General features: G+C 59.4%; 16 protein-coding genes. 5 read left to right on the top strand and 11 right to left on the bottom strand.

From position 1 onward, the window contains the following. Positions 1-31: 31 nt before the first annotated feature. Both EM858_RS20215 and EM858_RS20210 read right to left on the bottom strand, forming a co-directional pair. Positions 32-676: an NrsF family protein gene (locus EM858_RS20215; protein WP_127757777.1), complete on the bottom strand. Its 645-nt coding sequence runs from the start codon at positions 674-676 to the stop codon at positions 32-34. Next, positions 673-1,221: a sigma-70 family RNA polymerase sigma factor gene (locus EM858_RS20210; protein ID WP_080816204.1), complete on the bottom strand. Its 549-nt coding sequence runs from the start codon at positions 1,219-1,221 to the stop codon at positions 673-675. The genes EM858_RS20215 and EM858_RS20210 overlap by 4 nt, the downstream gene beginning before the upstream one ends. Before the next feature lie 186 nt (positions 1,222-1,407). On the opposite strand from EM858_RS20210, the gene EM858_RS20205 reads away from it, so the two are divergent. Beyond that, complete coding sequence (locus EM858_RS20205; protein ID WP_127757776.1) at positions 1,408-1,677, top strand: pentapeptide MXKDX repeat protein; 270 nt, start codon at positions 1,408-1,410, stop codon at positions 1,675-1,677. A 72-nt stretch (positions 1,678-1,749) separates the two neighbouring features. Here EM858_RS20205 and EM858_RS20200 read toward each other — a convergent pair whose 3' ends face one another. Continuing rightward, positions 1,750-2,331 carry an ATP-dependent Clp protease proteolytic subunit gene (locus EM858_RS20200; RefSeq protein ID WP_003523060.1) on the bottom strand — a complete coding sequence of 194 codons (582 nt, stop codon included), beginning with the start codon at positions 2,329-2,331 and terminating at the stop codon, positions 1,750-1,752. Between the two features lie 236 nt (positions 2,332-2,567). Between EM858_RS20200 and EM858_RS20195 the strand changes: the two genes are divergently transcribed. Both EM858_RS20195 and EM858_RS20190 read left to right on the top strand, forming a co-directional pair. After that, complete coding sequence (locus tag EM858_RS20195; protein WP_080816197.1) at positions 2,568-3,158, top strand: HupE/UreJ family protein; 591 nt, start codon at positions 2,568-2,570, stop codon at positions 3,156-3,158. A 100-nt stretch (positions 3,159-3,258) separates the two neighbouring features. After that, positions 3,259-4,011 (top strand): DUF2076 domain-containing protein, encoded by a 753-nt coding sequence (locus tag EM858_RS20190; protein WP_127757775.1) that lies wholly within the window; start codon positions 3,259-3,261, stop codon positions 4,009-4,011. A 25-nt stretch (positions 4,012-4,036) separates the two neighbouring features. Here EM858_RS20190 and queF read toward each other — a convergent pair whose 3' ends face one another. From queF to EM858_RS20170, 4 genes are all read right to left on the bottom strand, one after another. Then, entirely contained in the window at positions 4,037-4,501 is a 465-nt protein-coding gene (gene queF, locus EM858_RS20185) for a preQ(1) synthase (protein WP_080816191.1), read from the bottom strand. A 16-nt stretch (positions 4,502-4,517) separates the two neighbouring features. After that, complete coding sequence (locus EM858_RS20180) at positions 4,518-5,420, bottom strand: cation diffusion facilitator family transporter (protein WP_080818656.1); 903 nt, start codon at positions 5,418-5,420, stop codon at positions 4,518-4,520. Between the two features lie 155 nt (positions 5,421-5,575). Next, positions 5,576-5,977: a glyoxalase superfamily protein gene (locus tag EM858_RS20175; RefSeq protein WP_127757774.1), complete on the bottom strand. Its 402-nt coding sequence runs from the start codon at positions 5,975-5,977 to the stop codon at positions 5,576-5,578. Between the two features lie 67 nt (positions 5,978-6,044). Beyond that, positions 6,045-7,151 carry a branched-chain amino acid ABC transporter substrate-binding protein gene (locus tag EM858_RS20170; RefSeq protein WP_080816186.1) on the bottom strand — a complete coding sequence of 369 codons (1,107 nt, stop codon included), beginning with the start codon at positions 7,149-7,151 and terminating at the stop codon, positions 6,045-6,047. A gap of 284 nt (positions 7,152-7,435) precedes the next feature. Between EM858_RS20170 and EM858_RS20165 the strand changes: the two genes are divergently transcribed. After that, positions 7,436-8,611 carry a DUF3095 domain-containing protein gene (locus EM858_RS20165; RefSeq protein ID WP_127757773.1) on the top strand — a complete coding sequence of 392 codons (1,176 nt, stop codon included), beginning with the start codon at positions 7,436-7,438 and terminating at the stop codon, positions 8,609-8,611. Between the two features lie 131 nt (positions 8,612-8,742). Here EM858_RS20165 and EM858_RS20160 read toward each other — a convergent pair whose 3' ends face one another. From EM858_RS20160 to EM858_RS20140, 4 genes are all read right to left on the bottom strand, one after another. Beyond that, positions 8,743-9,063, bottom strand: coding sequence for a metalloregulator ArsR/SmtB family transcription factor (locus EM858_RS20160; protein WP_003524068.1), 321 nt, complete (start codon positions 9,061-9,063; stop codon positions 8,743-8,745). A 540-nt stretch (positions 9,064-9,603) separates the two neighbouring features. After that, positions 9,604-10,650, bottom strand: coding sequence for a choline ABC transporter ATP-binding protein (gene choV, locus EM858_RS20150; protein ID WP_127757772.1), 1,047 nt, complete (start codon positions 10,648-10,650; stop codon positions 9,604-9,606). Further along, positions 10,647-11,498, bottom strand: a complete 852-nt coding sequence (gene choW / locus EM858_RS20145; RefSeq protein WP_059754593.1) for a choline ABC transporter permease subunit — start codon at positions 11,496-11,498, stop codon at positions 10,647-10,649. The genes choV and choW overlap by 4 nt, the downstream gene beginning before the upstream one ends. Positions 11,499-11,783: 285 nt before the next feature. Next, positions 11,784-12,737, bottom strand: a complete 954-nt coding sequence (locus EM858_RS20140) for a choline ABC transporter substrate-binding protein (RefSeq protein WP_127757771.1) — start codon at positions 12,735-12,737, stop codon at positions 11,784-11,786. Between the two features lie 335 nt (positions 12,738-13,072). Here EM858_RS20140 and EM858_RS20135 point away from each other — a divergent pair, with 335 nt between their 5' ends. Further along, positions 13,073-13,654: a thymidine kinase gene (locus tag EM858_RS20135; protein ID WP_127757770.1), complete on the top strand. Its 582-nt coding sequence runs from the start codon at positions 13,073-13,075 to the stop codon at positions 13,652-13,654. Positions 13,655-13,725: the final 71 nt, after the last annotated feature.

The raw sequence follows: 13,725 nt of genomic DNA, 5'->3' as shown, positions 1-13,725 counted from the left end.
CATGTCCGGGCCGGCATCGGCAAACCTGCCTTCACCAGCGGAGCAGACGGGAACCGGCAAAAGCGCCGATGATGCCGGTCAACAGGATGCCCAGAGAATACCAGATCAGCACGAAAGCCATGCCGTTTTCGGTGCAGAACCACGAATAAACCCACGCCCCGGCCGCACCTGCGGCGATGCCCGCGACAAAACCCGCAAACATGGGATCAGCGGGAGCCGAACGCTTGAGAACCGCGAAATTCGCGATAAACAGCGGCAGCGCGAAAGCAACGATCAAAAACGGGCAATGCAGCGCCGACGATCCGAGAATGAGGGTCCTGTAGGTGCCGGGCACGGCAAATCCAAGCTGGACGAGCGCGATGACCGCCATGGCGACAAAAATCACCGCAAGCCACGCAAACAGGCCACCCCTGTCGCCCTCCGGCCGCGCAAGACGCATGAGGGCGAAAAATGCAGCCACGGCCAGCACGGCATTATATGCGGATTTGACCCAGAAACCCGGTTCGGTCATGGCGTCATTCATATCGCTGCGAAGCCCCAGAATGACGACCATCAGCAGCAGCGAAACGCCGAGCGCGGGCAAGGCGGCGAACGCCAGCCTCCGCTCCAGCGCAAAAGCTCGTACGGGTTTCAGATCGCCCGCCAGTTGATCGATGATGTCTTCCGTCTTCCTCACGTGTCCCCCCGCAACTTTGCCGCCAGGACTTTCAGCGTTCTGTGAATACCGACCCTCGCCGCAAGCTCGGTCTGGCCGGATTTTTGCGCCGCTTCGGCAATTGAGTGACCTTCGAGCTTCACCCTTCGAATGAGATCCCGTTGCCGTTCCGGCAACTCGTCGAGCAGCCGCTCCACATCCATGCGGGCCGTGACCGCATCGACGGAGGGTTCCGCCTCCAGCGTTTCATCGAGTTCCACTTCCGCCAGCAGGCGCGTACCCCGGCCCCGATAGTGATCGATGAGCTTGTAGCGCGCTATCGAAAAGAACCAGGCCGTGAAGGGTCGCGCACGGTCATAGGTCTCCCGCTTGGCGTGAAGCGACAACAGGGTTTCCTGCACAAGATCTTCGACATCGCCTCTGCCCGCAGCAGCCATGCGCCGGCCGTAATAGGCGATCAGCAGCCGTCTCAGGGCATGAAGCAAATGCCTGTAGGCGCCTTCGTCCCCATCGAGGGAACGCAGCATCAGCATTTTCAGTGTTTCTTCCGAAGGGCTGCCAGTCATCGTCACTATCGGGTTATTCGCAATCGGCAGGATATTGTTACATAGTGGCTTTAAAAAAATCTCGCCCGAACTTGTCGTCACAAGCGCGTGAAGATGTAACGGTCGGCCTTTCCCGGCCGAATGGACAATCGTGAGCCCCGGCACGATGCCGGCGGACATTCAACGACGTCCAGAGGAGACCCTTTCATGACCCGCATTTTCACCGCCATTGCCGCCGCTTCCCTTCTGTCCGCGCTTTCCTTCGCAGGCATCGCCCATGCCGAAGGCATGAAAACCGATACGATGAAGAAGGATACCATGCATAACGACACCATGAAGACGGAGGCGATGAAAAAGGACGGCATGTCCATGGCCGGCAAGAAGGCCAGCAAGAAGGATTGCATGGACAAGGCCGGCATGGAAATGGACAAGATGAAAAAGGCTGACATGATGAAGGCCTGCGACATGATGAAATAACACCGGCCTGAAAGGAAAAAGCCCGCACCGGTTTTCACCGATACGGGCTTTCTCAACTGAAAAATCGAAAACTCAGAGTTCCGACTGGCTCTCGACGATCTTGCCGACGAGGCCGTAGTCCTTGGCCTCTTCCGCGCCGAGCCAATAATCGCGGTCGATATCCTTGGCGATCTTTTCTTCGCTCTGGCCGGTGGCCTTGGAGAAGATCTTGATCAGGCGCTGGTTCATCTTGATGATTTCGCGGGCCTGGATTTCGATGTCGGACGCCATGCCGCGCGTACCGCCGGAGGGTTGGTGCAGCAGGAAGCGGGTGTTCGGCAGGCAGAGGCGACGTTCCTTCGGTACCGAAACGTAAATCAGCGCGCCGGCGGAAGCGACCCAGCCCGTGCCGATGATATAGACCTTCGGCTTGATGAACTTGATCATGTCGTGGATGGAATCACCCGATTCGACATGGCCGCCCGGCGAATTGACGTAAACGCGAATGTCGTCGTCGCTGGCGGCGGCAAGAGCCACGAGCTGCGTGCAGACCTTCTGCGCCAGTTCCTGCGTGATGCCACCATAGATGAAGATCGAACGCGACTTGAAAAGATTCGCTTCCGTTTCCTTGCCGATCGGCAGTTCCTTGCTCTTGTCGTCTTCGTCTTCGTTCATCAACGGCTCTCTCCAGCAAAATTCGTGCATGCCCTTCGGACATAGTGCGACTTGTTACGTAAGGCAATGAGAGAAAAAGGCAAGGTTTGCCCGCCAACAATAAACAGCACCCCCGGCAGATGACGCATGGACAGCCTGTCGGCCTTCGCGATATCGTTGACGCCTCATTGCAGCGCCGCCTGCCGCGGGAAGCCCCAAGATTCCGTTGCGGACGGCCCTAATTTCAAGAGGGAACCATGCTGAAAAGACTAAGCCTCACTGCCGCCGCACTGGGCGTTACCGCCCTGCCCGCTTTCGCCCATTTGAATCCGGAAGAACACGGCTCCTTCATGGCCGGCGTCTCCCACCCATTCTTTGGTGCGGATCACATTCTGGCGATGGTGGCCGTCGGCATCTGGGCCTCGCAGATCGCCGTGGCGCAGGGCGACCGCAAGGCATTGTGGATCGTGCCTTCCGCCTTCGTCGGCACCATGGCCGCCGGCTTCCTGATGGCGGTTTACGGCATCGACCTTCCCTTCGTCGAACCGGCAATTCTCGCCTCCGTCATCGGTCTCGGCCTGCTCGTTGCCATGGCGGCAAGGCTTCCCACGGCAGCGGCGGCGGCCGTTGTTGGCGCTTTCGCGCTTTTCCATGGCCATGCCCATGGCGGTGAACTCGGCAGCGCCGGCGCGCTTCAATTCGGCATCGGCTTCATGATCGCCACCGCCATCCTGCATGCGGCCGGCATCGCGCTCGGCCTCGGCATTGCCCGTTTCGGTTCCGCAGCCAGCCGCACCGTCGGCGCCTTGACGGCGATTGCGGGTCTCTCGCTCGCCTTCGGCGGCTGAGGATCATTACCGAAATTTAAAATTCGGGCCGCTTTGAAAAGCCAGAATTGTGGCCTACCTCCTTATCGTGGATTTTCGCTTCACGGTAAGGAGGCATCATATGTCACCGGAAGAAAGCCAGCTTCTCAAGGCCCTGTTCGACAGGACCAGAACCGCATCCGCCACCCCGCGTGACCGCGAGGCGGAAACATTGATCGCAGACGCCGTACGCGATCAGCCCGCAGCACCCTATTATCTCGCCCAGGCGGTCATCGTTCAGGAAAAAGGGCTGGAAGCGGCGGCAGCCCATATCAAGCAGCTCGAAGACCGTATCCATGCGCTGGAAAGCGCCAACCCGGCCCCTCAAGCTGCCGCGCAGGGCGGATTTCTCAGTTCCATCTTCGGCACCGGCCAGCCGCAGCCGCCGGCACCCACGCCCGCCCCTGCCCAGGCTGCCCCGCAAGCCTCATGGCGCAACGATACCGCCGGCCAGACGGCCGGTCCCTGGGAATCGCCGGCCGGCCAGCAACCCGGCGGCCCGTGGAGCCAGCAGCCCGCCGCGGTCGGGCGTGCAGGCGGTGGCTTCCTTCAGGGTGCGCTTGGCACCGCCGCCGGTGTCGCCGGCGGCATGCTGCTCGCCAATTCGCTGAGCGGCATTTTCGGCAGCCACATGTCGTCGCTCGGCCTTGGCTCGCCCTTCGGCGGCGGCAATGCTGCCGGTAACGCGCCTGTCGAGGAAACCGTCATCAATAATTATTACGGCGACAGCGCCAGCCCGCAGAACAACGACGATGACGATATCCAGCAGGCCGACTACGACGACAGCGCCGACGACGCGGATGTCGATTCAGGCGACGACGGTTCGTTCGCCTGAACCTTTAGTCCCGTAAGAAGCCGGATCAGCCGCGACCGCGATAGGTGGGAACGCCCTGATCCGGCAGCCACACGCCTTCGGGGGCCGGTCCGGTCTGCCAGAACACGTCGATCGGAATGCCGCCACGCGGATACCAGTAAGCGCCGATGCGCAGCCATTTCGGCTGCAGCAGCTCCACCAGCCGCCTCGCGATATAGACCGAGCAATCCTCATGGAATGCGCCGTGATTGCGGAAGGACTGCAAGAACAGCTTCAGCGACTTGGATTCCACCAGGAAATCCCCCGGAATATAGTCGATGACGATATGGGCGAAATCCGGCTGGCCGGTCATCGGGCAAAGCGAGGTGAATTCGGGCGCGGTAAAGCGCACCACGTAATCGGTGCCGGCATTGCCGTTCGGCACCTTTTCGAGAACGGCCTTTTCCGGGCTCTCTGGCGTATCGACCTTCGTGCCCAGCTGCGACAGGCCGGAAACATCCGTCACGGACATGGAAAACTCCTGTTTTTCAAACAATCACTTTGACGCCATGCGCCTTTTCGCCTTCCGGCTCGACGTGAATGGCAAGGCTGGCGCCCGGTATGACGTCCCTTATGGCATCTTCAAGGCGGTCGCAAATATCATGCGCCTCGCGCACCGTCATGACGGCGGGAACAACGACGTGAAAATCGATGAAGGCGGCCGAGCCGGCGCGGCGTGTCCTCAGATCGTGGACGCCAATGACGCCGCCGGAATGTTCGGCGATGGCCTTCTTGATCGCCTCGTCCTCTTCCGGCTCCACGGCCCGGTCCATCAGCCCGCCAAGCGAATGCAGAATGACCTTGGATCCCTGGAACAGGATGTTGATGGCGACCAGAATGGCGAGCAGCGGATCGAGAATGGCATAACCCGTCAGAAGCGCCAGAACGAGGCCGACGAGAACGCCTGCCGAGGTCACGACGTCGGACATAATGTGATGGCCGTCGGCGGCCAGCGCCGGTGAGGCGTGTCTTTTGCCGACACGGATCAGGATCGTCGCCCAGATGGCGTTGATGACGCCCGCCGCCGCATTGATGGCAAGACCAAGGGCCGGCGCTTCCGGCAGCCTCGGGTTGAAAAGACCGCCCCAGGCCTCCTGCACGATCAGCAGCGCGGCAACGACGATCAGGACACCCTCCACGACGGCGGAAATATATTCCGCCTTGTGGTGGCCGAACTGGTGGTCGTCATCGGCGGGCTTCTGCGCGTAACGAATGACGAAATAAGCAATGAAGGCCGCAACCACGTTGACGGTCGATTCCAGACCGTCCGATAAAAGCGCGACCGAACCGGTGACCCACCAGGCCACGAGTTTGAGACCCAGTACGCCGAACGAAAGCGGGATGCTCCAGAATGCGAGCTTCCGGACCAAAGCGTTGCCTTCACTGTTCATTTTTGCCCCCGTGCGGATGCGAACGAATTGCATGACCGATTGCCAAAACGCACGAACCGCGCGCACGGGGTCTCCGTGCGCGCGGTTCGCTGTTTGCGCGTTCTATCGTTCAAACGGAGAACAAGGTCAAGGGCCTTGCGCTCACGCGTAAAACATCACTCTTCGCTTTTCTGCTCGCAGAAACGAATGCGGTTGCCGAACGGATCGGTCACTTCCATCACATCGCCCCATGGCAGTTCTTCAACGCCCGGCTTCATGAAGCGATAGTCTTTCGCCGCCAGTTCCTGTTGATAGGCGTGAACGCCATGCATGGTGGCGAAGATGTTGGAGCCCGGCGTCGCATCTCCGTGATGGCCGCTGAGGTGAAGCCCCATCCCGGCCCGTGAAACCTGCATGTAAAGCGGGAAATTATCGCCGAAGCGGTGTTCCCAGTCGACCTCGAAACCGAGAAAATCGACATAGAACTCCCGCGCCTTGGCCTCGTCGAAAATTCTGACGATCGGGAATATCCGCCCGAAGCCGATGTCTCCAACAGTCCGCTTCCCGGCATCGCTCATGCTGCCCAACCCCTTTTCCGGCCGTAAAACGATACCGGCCGCACAAGGTGCGGCCGGTAGGATCAGCTTATTCGGCTGCGACGATCTTGCCGTCCTGCCACTTGAACAGCGAGAAGGCCTGCGAGGTCAGGTCGCCGTTTTCGCCGTAGGTCACCTTGCCGATTGCGGTCGGGAAAGCGTCACCGCTTTTCAGGGCCGTGGCGACGGCTTCGGAATCCTTGGCGCTTCCGGCCTTCTCGATGCCGGCCTTCAGCACTTCGACGGCAGCATAAGCGTTGAGCGTGAAGGCTTCCGCCGGAATGTTGGCGGCCTTCAGCGCTTCGGCAGCGGCCTTGGAATCGTCGTTCTTCAGCGCGTCGGAAGCGTTGGTGAAGATCGTGCCTTCGCCAGCCTGCGAACCGATGTTCCAGAACTCGCTGTTCGACAGGCCGTCACCGCCGATGACGGCAGCCTTGGAGCCGATATCCTTCAGCTGGCGCACCAGAAGACCCGCTTCCGGATGGTAACCGCCGAAATAGACGATGTCGGCATTGTCGGACTTCAGACGGGCCGTCAGCGCGCCGAGATCCTTTTCGCCGGGCGTCAGCGCATCGTAGAGAACTTCGGTAACGCCACCGGCATTCAGCGTGGTCTTGAAGGCGTCCGCCAGACCTTTGCCGTAAGCGCCCTTGTCGTGAATGATGGCGATCTTCTTGTCCTTGAGATTGGCGAGAACATATTTCGCCGCAACCTCGGCCTGCTGGTCGTCACGACCGCAGGTGCGGAAAACGTTGGAAAGGCCACGGTTGGTCAGGCCCGGCGCGGTCGCCGTCGGCGTTACCATCAGCACGCCGTTTTCGGCGAAGACATCCGATGCCGGAATGGCGACGCCGGACGTCACCGGACCGACGACGAAGTGGATGCCTTCGGCAACCAGCTGGTTGGCCGCGGAAACGCCCTGCTTCGGCTCGCCGCCGTCATCGGCAAGCTTCAGCACGACCTGTTCGCCGAGGATGCCGCCCTTCTTGTTGATTTCATTGACTGCCGTCTGGGCGCCGTTCTTCACCTGGTCGCCATAGGCGGCGACAGGACCGGTGAGTGGCGCAATCAGGCCGATAACGATCTCGGCATGAGCAAGGGGTGCGAATGCGAAGGACGCTGCAAGCGTCACGCTGGTCAATGTCTTCAGTTTCATCCTGGTGTCTCCTTAAAGGGGGTCGCGGGACCCGGTGAGCGCCATGGGCGCCGACCGAATGAAACTATCGGACGCCTCCCGGCGAAAACTCGTTCCATTTTTGAATTCCGAGCCTTCCACTCAACTCATACGGAAGGTTTGATGATTTATGCAAGTCACTTTGCTGGATTAGCTCTATTAGCGGTAAATCAATCGCCGGATCGGCCGTGATTGCGCCGTCTGAATGGACGCATCGACCTTCCGTAAACGCTTGGCGTTTGGCGGCCGCTGGAGGATAATACGCCATGATCGCAGCAGACGAAGAATTTCTGACGGGCCTGCCCGTCTTCCGGCATTTTGAAGACGTGGCCGACCCGGCGCTTTATCGCGCCCTGCCGCCGGGGTGGGGGCTGGCCATCGCCGATATCATTGATTCGACCTCGGCAATCGGCACCGGCCGCTACAAGGCCGTCAACATGGCGGGTGCGGCGGTCATATCGGGCGTATCGAACAGTCTCGGGCGTCACGACCTGCCCTTCGTTTTCGGCGGCGATGGCGCCGCTGTCGCGGTGCCGCCCCACGGGCTCTCTGTCGCACGCACCGCGCTTTCGAATGTGCAGCGCTGGGTGAAGGACGATCTCGATCTTGCCATGCGCGTGGCGCTGGTTCCCGTCGAGGATATTCGTGAAAATGGCTTCGATATTCGTGTCGCGCGCTTTCAGGCGAGCGAGGATGTTTCCTACGCCATGTTTTCGGGCGGCGGCAACAGCTGGGCGGAAGCGCGGATGAAGGAGGGACAATATGCCCTGCCTGCGGCCGAAACGGGCGAGCGCCCCGATCTCACCGGTCTTTCATGCCGCTGGAACCCCATTCCAGCCACGCATGGCAAGGTGGTGTCGATCATCGCCGTGCCGGGGCCGTCGCGGGACATGCCGGCATTTCGCCAACTGGTCGTCGATCTTGTCGATCTGGCTGAACAGGACGCAAGACACGGCCACCCCGTGCCGGAGGATGGGCCGAAACTCGGTTTCGTGCGCGAGGGTCTCGGCCTCGAAGCCCGCGCCGGCGCTGCCTATCACGATATCTGGGGCAAGATGCGCCGCTCGTTTCGCATTCTCGGCGAGTCCCTGCTCGTCAATTTTTTGAGCGTGACGGGGCTCTCGTTCGGACCGTTCAATGCGATACGCTACCGGCGTTCGGTCGCGAGCAACACCGATTTCAGGAAATTCGACGACGGCCTGAAGATGACGGTGGATATCGACGCCGCACGGCTCGAAAAAATCCGCGCGCGGCTGGAGCAGGGCCGCCTCTCGGGAAGCTGTTATTACGGCCTGCACGAACAGGATGCCGCATTGATGACCTGTATCGTTCCGTCTCCGCTTTCGAGAGACCACATGCATTTCGTGGATGGCGCCGACGGCGGATATGCAGCTGCGGCAAGCCGTCTCAAGCAGCAGATACAGGTTGCCGCACCGGCCTGAAAACCGCGCCAATACGCAGCCCCCGATCCCTATGCCGGATGCAACGCAGCGAAGGTAGCTGAAAAGAAAAACCGGCGTCGTGCGCCGGTTTCAATCGAGTGGTGCTGCCGGGCCTTAACAGGGCCGTGGGATCACGCAGCGGTCTTGCTGCTCTTCTGCGCCTGGCAGTAAATTTCCTCGAGGGAGGCGAGGATCTTTTTCACGGATTCGGAATTGCTGGAATAATAGATGGTCTGCGCATCCCGTCGTGTCTTCACCAGCCGCTGGGCACGCAATTTCGAAAGATGCTGCGAGAGAGCGGACTGGCTGAGACCAACCTGTGAAGCGAGAACACCGACCGGCACTTCCGTATCCACCAGCGTGCACAAGATCATCAGGCGCTTGGGATTCGCCATGGCTGAGAGCAAGTCTGCAGCGGCGATGCTATGTTCCGACAGAGATTGGTTATCCATACGCTCAAGTCTCCTGATGACAGTCGAAAAAGACGGTCATGGTGGCTATTATAGGTGTTCCAAAAGGTGTTTTTATAATTCAGTCGATACGTTGTATATACCTAAATCTTGCTTATATCGTGTCCCTTTCAAAGACTATTCTTCACCGGTTATTTACTTAAAATATTGTGACCAAATTATCAGCTTTTTGCCTGTTTTTTGTCAATTTCATGATAAACACATGTATTAGCAGCAGTATTTATAAGCAATAAACGATCAAAAGTTGAGCGCCTCAATCTTAACACCCGATGCCGGATTTTGGGGTGACAATCTATTACCACCTTAAATTTAGCAGCGAGCTAAAGAATCTAGATTAACTTTGCGCAATTTTCTCTAAGTTTGCAATATGATTTTTATTAGTAATTATTTTCATGCATAACTTGTGATATCAAAAATATTCTTTGCTACCGTGGGAAGGTATAACTTGCGCCGCGAAGATCTTCTGGAAACAGAAAAAGGGCCCTCCATGGAAGGCCCTTTCTTTTTCAGACAGGCGAATCACTATTTTTTGCGGTGACGTGTCAGCCCCGCCACGACTTCATCGGCGGAAATCGTGCCGACGATCGCACCATTGTCGACGACGCCGATCGCGCCGGGATGTTTTGACAGCGCATCGAGAATATCGATCAGCGGCGATGACGGACGGGCGGTGGCGGCGACTGTCATCTGGCCGTTGCGTTCGTCCACCCCACGCTTCATCACATCGGCGGCGGTCAGCATGGAGATCGGGTTCATGTTCTGCACGAAATCCGCGACATAGGGCGTGGCCGGCTGCTTGACGATCTGCTGCGGCGTTCCGCACTGGATGATGCGTCCGCCCTCCATCATGGCGATACGGTTGCCGATGCGGAAGGCCTCGTCCAGATCGTGGCTGACGAAGAGGATAGTTTTCTTCAGCCGGCTCTGGAATTCCAGAAGCTCGTCCTGCAGGCGGCTTCTGATGAGAGGGTCGAGCGCCGAGAACGGCTCGTCCATCAACAGGATCGGCGCGCCGGTGGCAAAGGCCCTCGCCAGCCCCACACGCTGCTGCATGCCGCCGGAAAGCTCTCCCACCTTGCGGTCGGCCCAGGCGGAGAGATTGACCAGTTCCAGCTGCTCGGCCACCATGCGCTTGCGCTCGGCTTCCGGCACGCCGGAAAGCTCAAGCCCGAAGCCGACATTGTCGGCCACATTGCGCCAGGGCAGAAGGCCGAATTGCTGGAAGACCATGGAGACCGTGTGCATGCGCAGGTCGCGCAGCGCTTTCGCCGTCGAGCGATAGGGATCGACATAGCCGGTTTTGGTCTTCACGCCGACGTTGCCGCGCACCACGGGCGCAAGCCCGTTGACAGCCCTGAGCAGGGTCGACTTGCCCGAGCCGGAAAGCCCCATGAGCACGAGTATCTCGCCCTCACTGACCGAGAGCGAGGCATTGGCGACGCCGAGAACCAGTCCGGTTTCGACATTGATCTCGTCACGCGTGCTGCCCTTGTCGATCAGCGGCAGCGCCGCATCGGGCCGGTCGCCGAAAACGATATCGACATTTCCGAAGATGATGGCGTCACTCATAGATCATCCTCCGCGCCGGGAAGGCGAAAAAGCCGGTCGAGAACGATCGCCAGTATGACGATGCACAGTCCCGCTTCGAAGCCCATGGCGATATTGACGGTGTTCAGGGCGCGCACCACGGGTACGCCGAGACCATTGGCGCCGACGAGGGCGGAAATGACCACCATCGACAGCGACAGCATGATCGTCTGGGTAAGGCCGGCCATGATCTGAGGCGCGGCGAAGGGAAGCTCCACCTTGCGTAATACTTGCGAAGGCGTGGCGCCAAACGCGACGGCCGCCTCCACCAGCGCCGGCGGCGTCGAAACGATGCCGAGGCGGGTGAGCCGCACCGGAGCCGGAATGGCGAAGATGACGGTGGCGATGAGCCCCGGAACCATGCCGAGACCGAACAGCACCAGCGCCGGGATGAGATAAACGAAGGTGGGGATGGTCTGCATCAGGTCCAGCACCGGGCGCATGCCGGCATAGATCCATTTGCGCCGCGCCGCCAATATGCCGAGCGGTATGCCGATGATCATGCACACGGCGCTGGCGGCGATGACGAGCGCCAGCGTTTCCGTCGTCGCCTTCCAGTAGCCCAGATTGATGATGAGCAGCAGGCCGAGCGCCGTGAAGACCGGCATGCCGACGGAGCGACGCGTCCAGGCGGAAAGCGCCGTCAGGATCGCCACGATGATGAGCGGATGCGGCGCCTGCAGCACATAAAGCAGGGCGTTGATGACGCTTTGGAAAATGAAGGAAAGCCAATCGAAGAAAAAAGCGAGATTGCCGGTCAGCCAGTCAATGGCCTCCTTGGCATATCGGCCGACGGGCAGGCGGTTTTCAGGAGCGCTGAGCCATTCCACGGTAAGAAAAGACCTTTCGTGAACTAAAACAATTCCGGCAAAAGTGCAGAGCGGTTTTGCGTCCGGAATTGCGCAGACAACAAAGAAACGGAGCATCGTCATCCCGTTTCACCGGGATTGCTCCAATGCAGAAATGACGGCCGGCAGCGGAACTGCCGGACGCGGTGCGGGCGCATGACCTTCAATGTCTGAAAATTCACAGGCAAGGTCATGCATGGGCATCGTTATTTCCCGCTGATCCGGCCTGCCGCACAGGCCGGATGCAGTCATGCATCGTCTTGCGGCTTAGAGGCCGAGAGCCTTCTTGGCGGCAGGCAGGGCGTCAGCGCTGCCGTCCTTGGTCTTGACGTTGGCGAGCCAGGGCTCGATCGCCGCCGGGTTGGCCTTCAGCCAGGCGGTTGCAGCCGCCTCGCCCTCAAGGCCGTCATTCAGGATCTTGCCCATGATCTCGTTTTCCATGGGCAGGGAAAATTGCAGGTTCTTGAGGAAGGCGCCGACATTCGGGCACTCCTCGACGTAACCCTTGCGGACATTGGTATGGATCGTCGCGCCGCCGAGATTGGGGCCGAAGACCTCGTCGCCGCCGGTCAGATAGGTCAGCTTGAAATTCGCATTCATGGGATGCGGTTCCCAGCCAAGGAAGACGATGGGCTCGCCGGATTTTTCGGCGCGCGCCACCTGGGAGAGCATGCCCTGTTCGGACGACTCGACCACCTCGAATGACTTCAGACCGAAACTGTCCTTGGCCACCATGTCGAGAATCAGGCGGTTGCCGTCATTGCCCGGCTCGATGCCATAGATCTTGCCGCCGAGATCGGCGCTGTGGGCGGCGATGTCCTTGAAATCCTTGATGCCGAGTTCGGCGCCCTTGGCGTTGGTCGCCAGCGTGTATTTCGCGCCGGTCAGGTTTTCCCGCAGCGTTTCCACGGATTTGTCTTCGCGATAAGGCGCGATATCGCCTTCCATCGTCGGCATCCAGTTGCCGAGGAAGACGTCGATGTCCTTGTTTTTCAGGGATGTATAGGTAACGGGTACGGAGAGAAGCTTGACGTCGGTTTCATAGCCAAGGCTTTTCAGAAGCACGGTGGCGGTCGCCGTCGTGGCGGTGATGTCGGTCCAGCCCACATCGGAAAAGCGCACTGTGCCACAGCTTGCCGGTTCCGCAGCGCCAGCCGCACTGAACGTCATGGAGGAGATTGCTGCGGCCAAGGCCAGACAGCGGCTTCTATTTGCAAACATATGGCTTGCTCCCTGTTTTTTCGTTCCCTTGCCATTATCAATATCTGCCGGACACAATCAACTCGCGTGCATTTGCGTGCTTTGGCGCACCGTTTGCGACAAAATGGTGAAAATGTCGGTATTCAGCGGTGCAATGTCGAAAAAGGGCAGACCGTAGAAATCTGTGTTTTTCCAACGGCCATACTGTTCAATCCGCGTCTTCGCCGTCAAAAGACGCTGGATGCAGCATCGGCTGGAAAACCGGGACAGGTTTGTGAGGCACGGTGTGCCGATTGAAGAGGTTGGAGCATTCAAACGCACGTCGGAATGATGCAACGGTGCTCCGGGAGTGGATAATGGCAAAACTCTATTTCAATTATTCGACGATGAATGCCGGCAAATCGACCATGCTGCTGCAGGCATCCTACAATTATCAGGAGCGCGGCATGCGCACACTGATCTTCACGGCCGCCTTTGACGACCGGGCCGGCGTCGGGCGTGTCGCCTCGCGCATCGGCCTGTCCTCCGACGCCCTGACCTTCGATGACAATACCGACCTGTTCGCCGAGGTATCGGCCCTCCACGCTGAAGCGCCCGTCGCCTGCGTTTTCGTCGATGAAGCCAACTTTCTCTCCAAACACCATGTCTGGCAGCTTGCCGACATTGTCGACAGGCTGAACATCCCGGTCATGACCTATGGCCTGCGCACGGATTTTCAGGGAAAGCTCTTCCCCGCCTCGAAAGAACTGCTCGCCATTGCCGACGAGCTTCGCGAAATCCGCACCATCTGCCATTGCGGCCGCAAGGCGACGATGGTGGCCCGCTTCGACAATGAAGGAAAGGTCGTGACGGAAGGCGCGCAGATCGATGTCGGCGGCAACGAGAAATATGTTTCCTTCTGCCGCCGCCACTGGGTGGAGACGTTCAAGGGCGAGTGAACGTCTGCGTCCGGTTGCCGCATTTGATTTTCCGCAAAGATGGCTCCCCCGCTCCTGGGCTAAGACGACGG

It is taken from the genome of Agrobacterium sp. CNPSo 2736, from assembly GCF_004005385.1.
Taxonomy (GTDB): Bacteria; Pseudomonadota; Alphaproteobacteria; order Rhizobiales; family Rhizobiaceae; genus Agrobacterium; species Agrobacterium leguminum.
Note: the sequence above shows the minus strand (reverse complement) of the source record. Positions and strands in the feature narration are given on the sequence as shown.

What these genes read in the sequence shown, in the direction of transcription:
- EM858_RS20210 (WP_080816204.1), bottom strand. Translation starts at nt 1,221, where the DNA reads ATGACTGGCAGCCCTTCGGAAGAAACACTGAAAATGCTGATGCTGCGT.
- EM858_RS20205 (WP_127757776.1), top strand. Translation starts at nt 1,408, where the DNA reads ATGACCCGCATTTTCACCGCCATTGCCGCCGCTTCCCTTCTGTCCGCG.
- EM858_RS20200 (WP_003523060.1), bottom strand. Translation starts at nt 2,331, where the DNA reads ATGAACGAAGACGAAGACGACAAGAGCAAGGAACTGCCGATCGGCAAG.
- EM858_RS20195 (WP_080816197.1), top strand. Translation starts at nt 2,568, where the DNA reads ATGCTGAAAAGACTAAGCCTCACTGCCGCCGCACTGGGCGTTACCGCC.
- EM858_RS20190 (WP_127757775.1), top strand. Translation starts at nt 3,259, where the DNA reads ATGTCACCGGAAGAAAGCCAGCTTCTCAAGGCCCTGTTCGACAGGACC.
- queF (WP_080816191.1), bottom strand. Translation starts at nt 4,501, where the DNA reads ATGTCCGTGACGGATGTTTCCGGCCTGTCGCAGCTGGGCACGAAGGTC.
- EM858_RS20180 (WP_080818656.1), bottom strand. Translation starts at nt 5,420, where the DNA reads ATGAACAGTGAAGGCAACGCTTTGGTCCGGAAGCTCGCATTCTGGAGC.
- EM858_RS20175 (WP_127757774.1), bottom strand. Translation starts at nt 5,977, where the DNA reads ATGAGCGATGCCGGGAAGCGGACTGTTGGAGACATCGGCTTCGGGCGG.
- EM858_RS20170 (WP_080816186.1), bottom strand. Translation starts at nt 7,151, where the DNA reads ATGAAACTGAAGACATTGACCAGCGTGACGCTTGCAGCGTCCTTCGCA.
- EM858_RS20165 (WP_127757773.1), top strand. Translation starts at nt 7,436, where the DNA reads ATGATCGCAGCAGACGAAGAATTTCTGACGGGCCTGCCCGTCTTCCGG.
- EM858_RS20160 (WP_003524068.1), bottom strand. Translation starts at nt 9,063, where the DNA reads ATGGATAACCAATCTCTGTCGGAACATAGCATCGCCGCTGCAGACTTG.
- choV (WP_127757772.1), bottom strand. Translation starts at nt 10,650, where the DNA reads ATGAGTGACGCCATCATCTTCGGAAATGTCGATATCGTTTTCGGCGAC.
- EM858_RS20140 (WP_127757771.1), bottom strand. Translation starts at nt 12,737, where the DNA reads ATGTTTGCAAATAGAAGCCGCTGTCTGGCCTTGGCCGCAGCAATCTCC.
- EM858_RS20135 (WP_127757770.1), top strand. Translation starts at nt 13,073, where the DNA reads ATGGCAAAACTCTATTTCAATTATTCGACGATGAATGCCGGCAAATCG.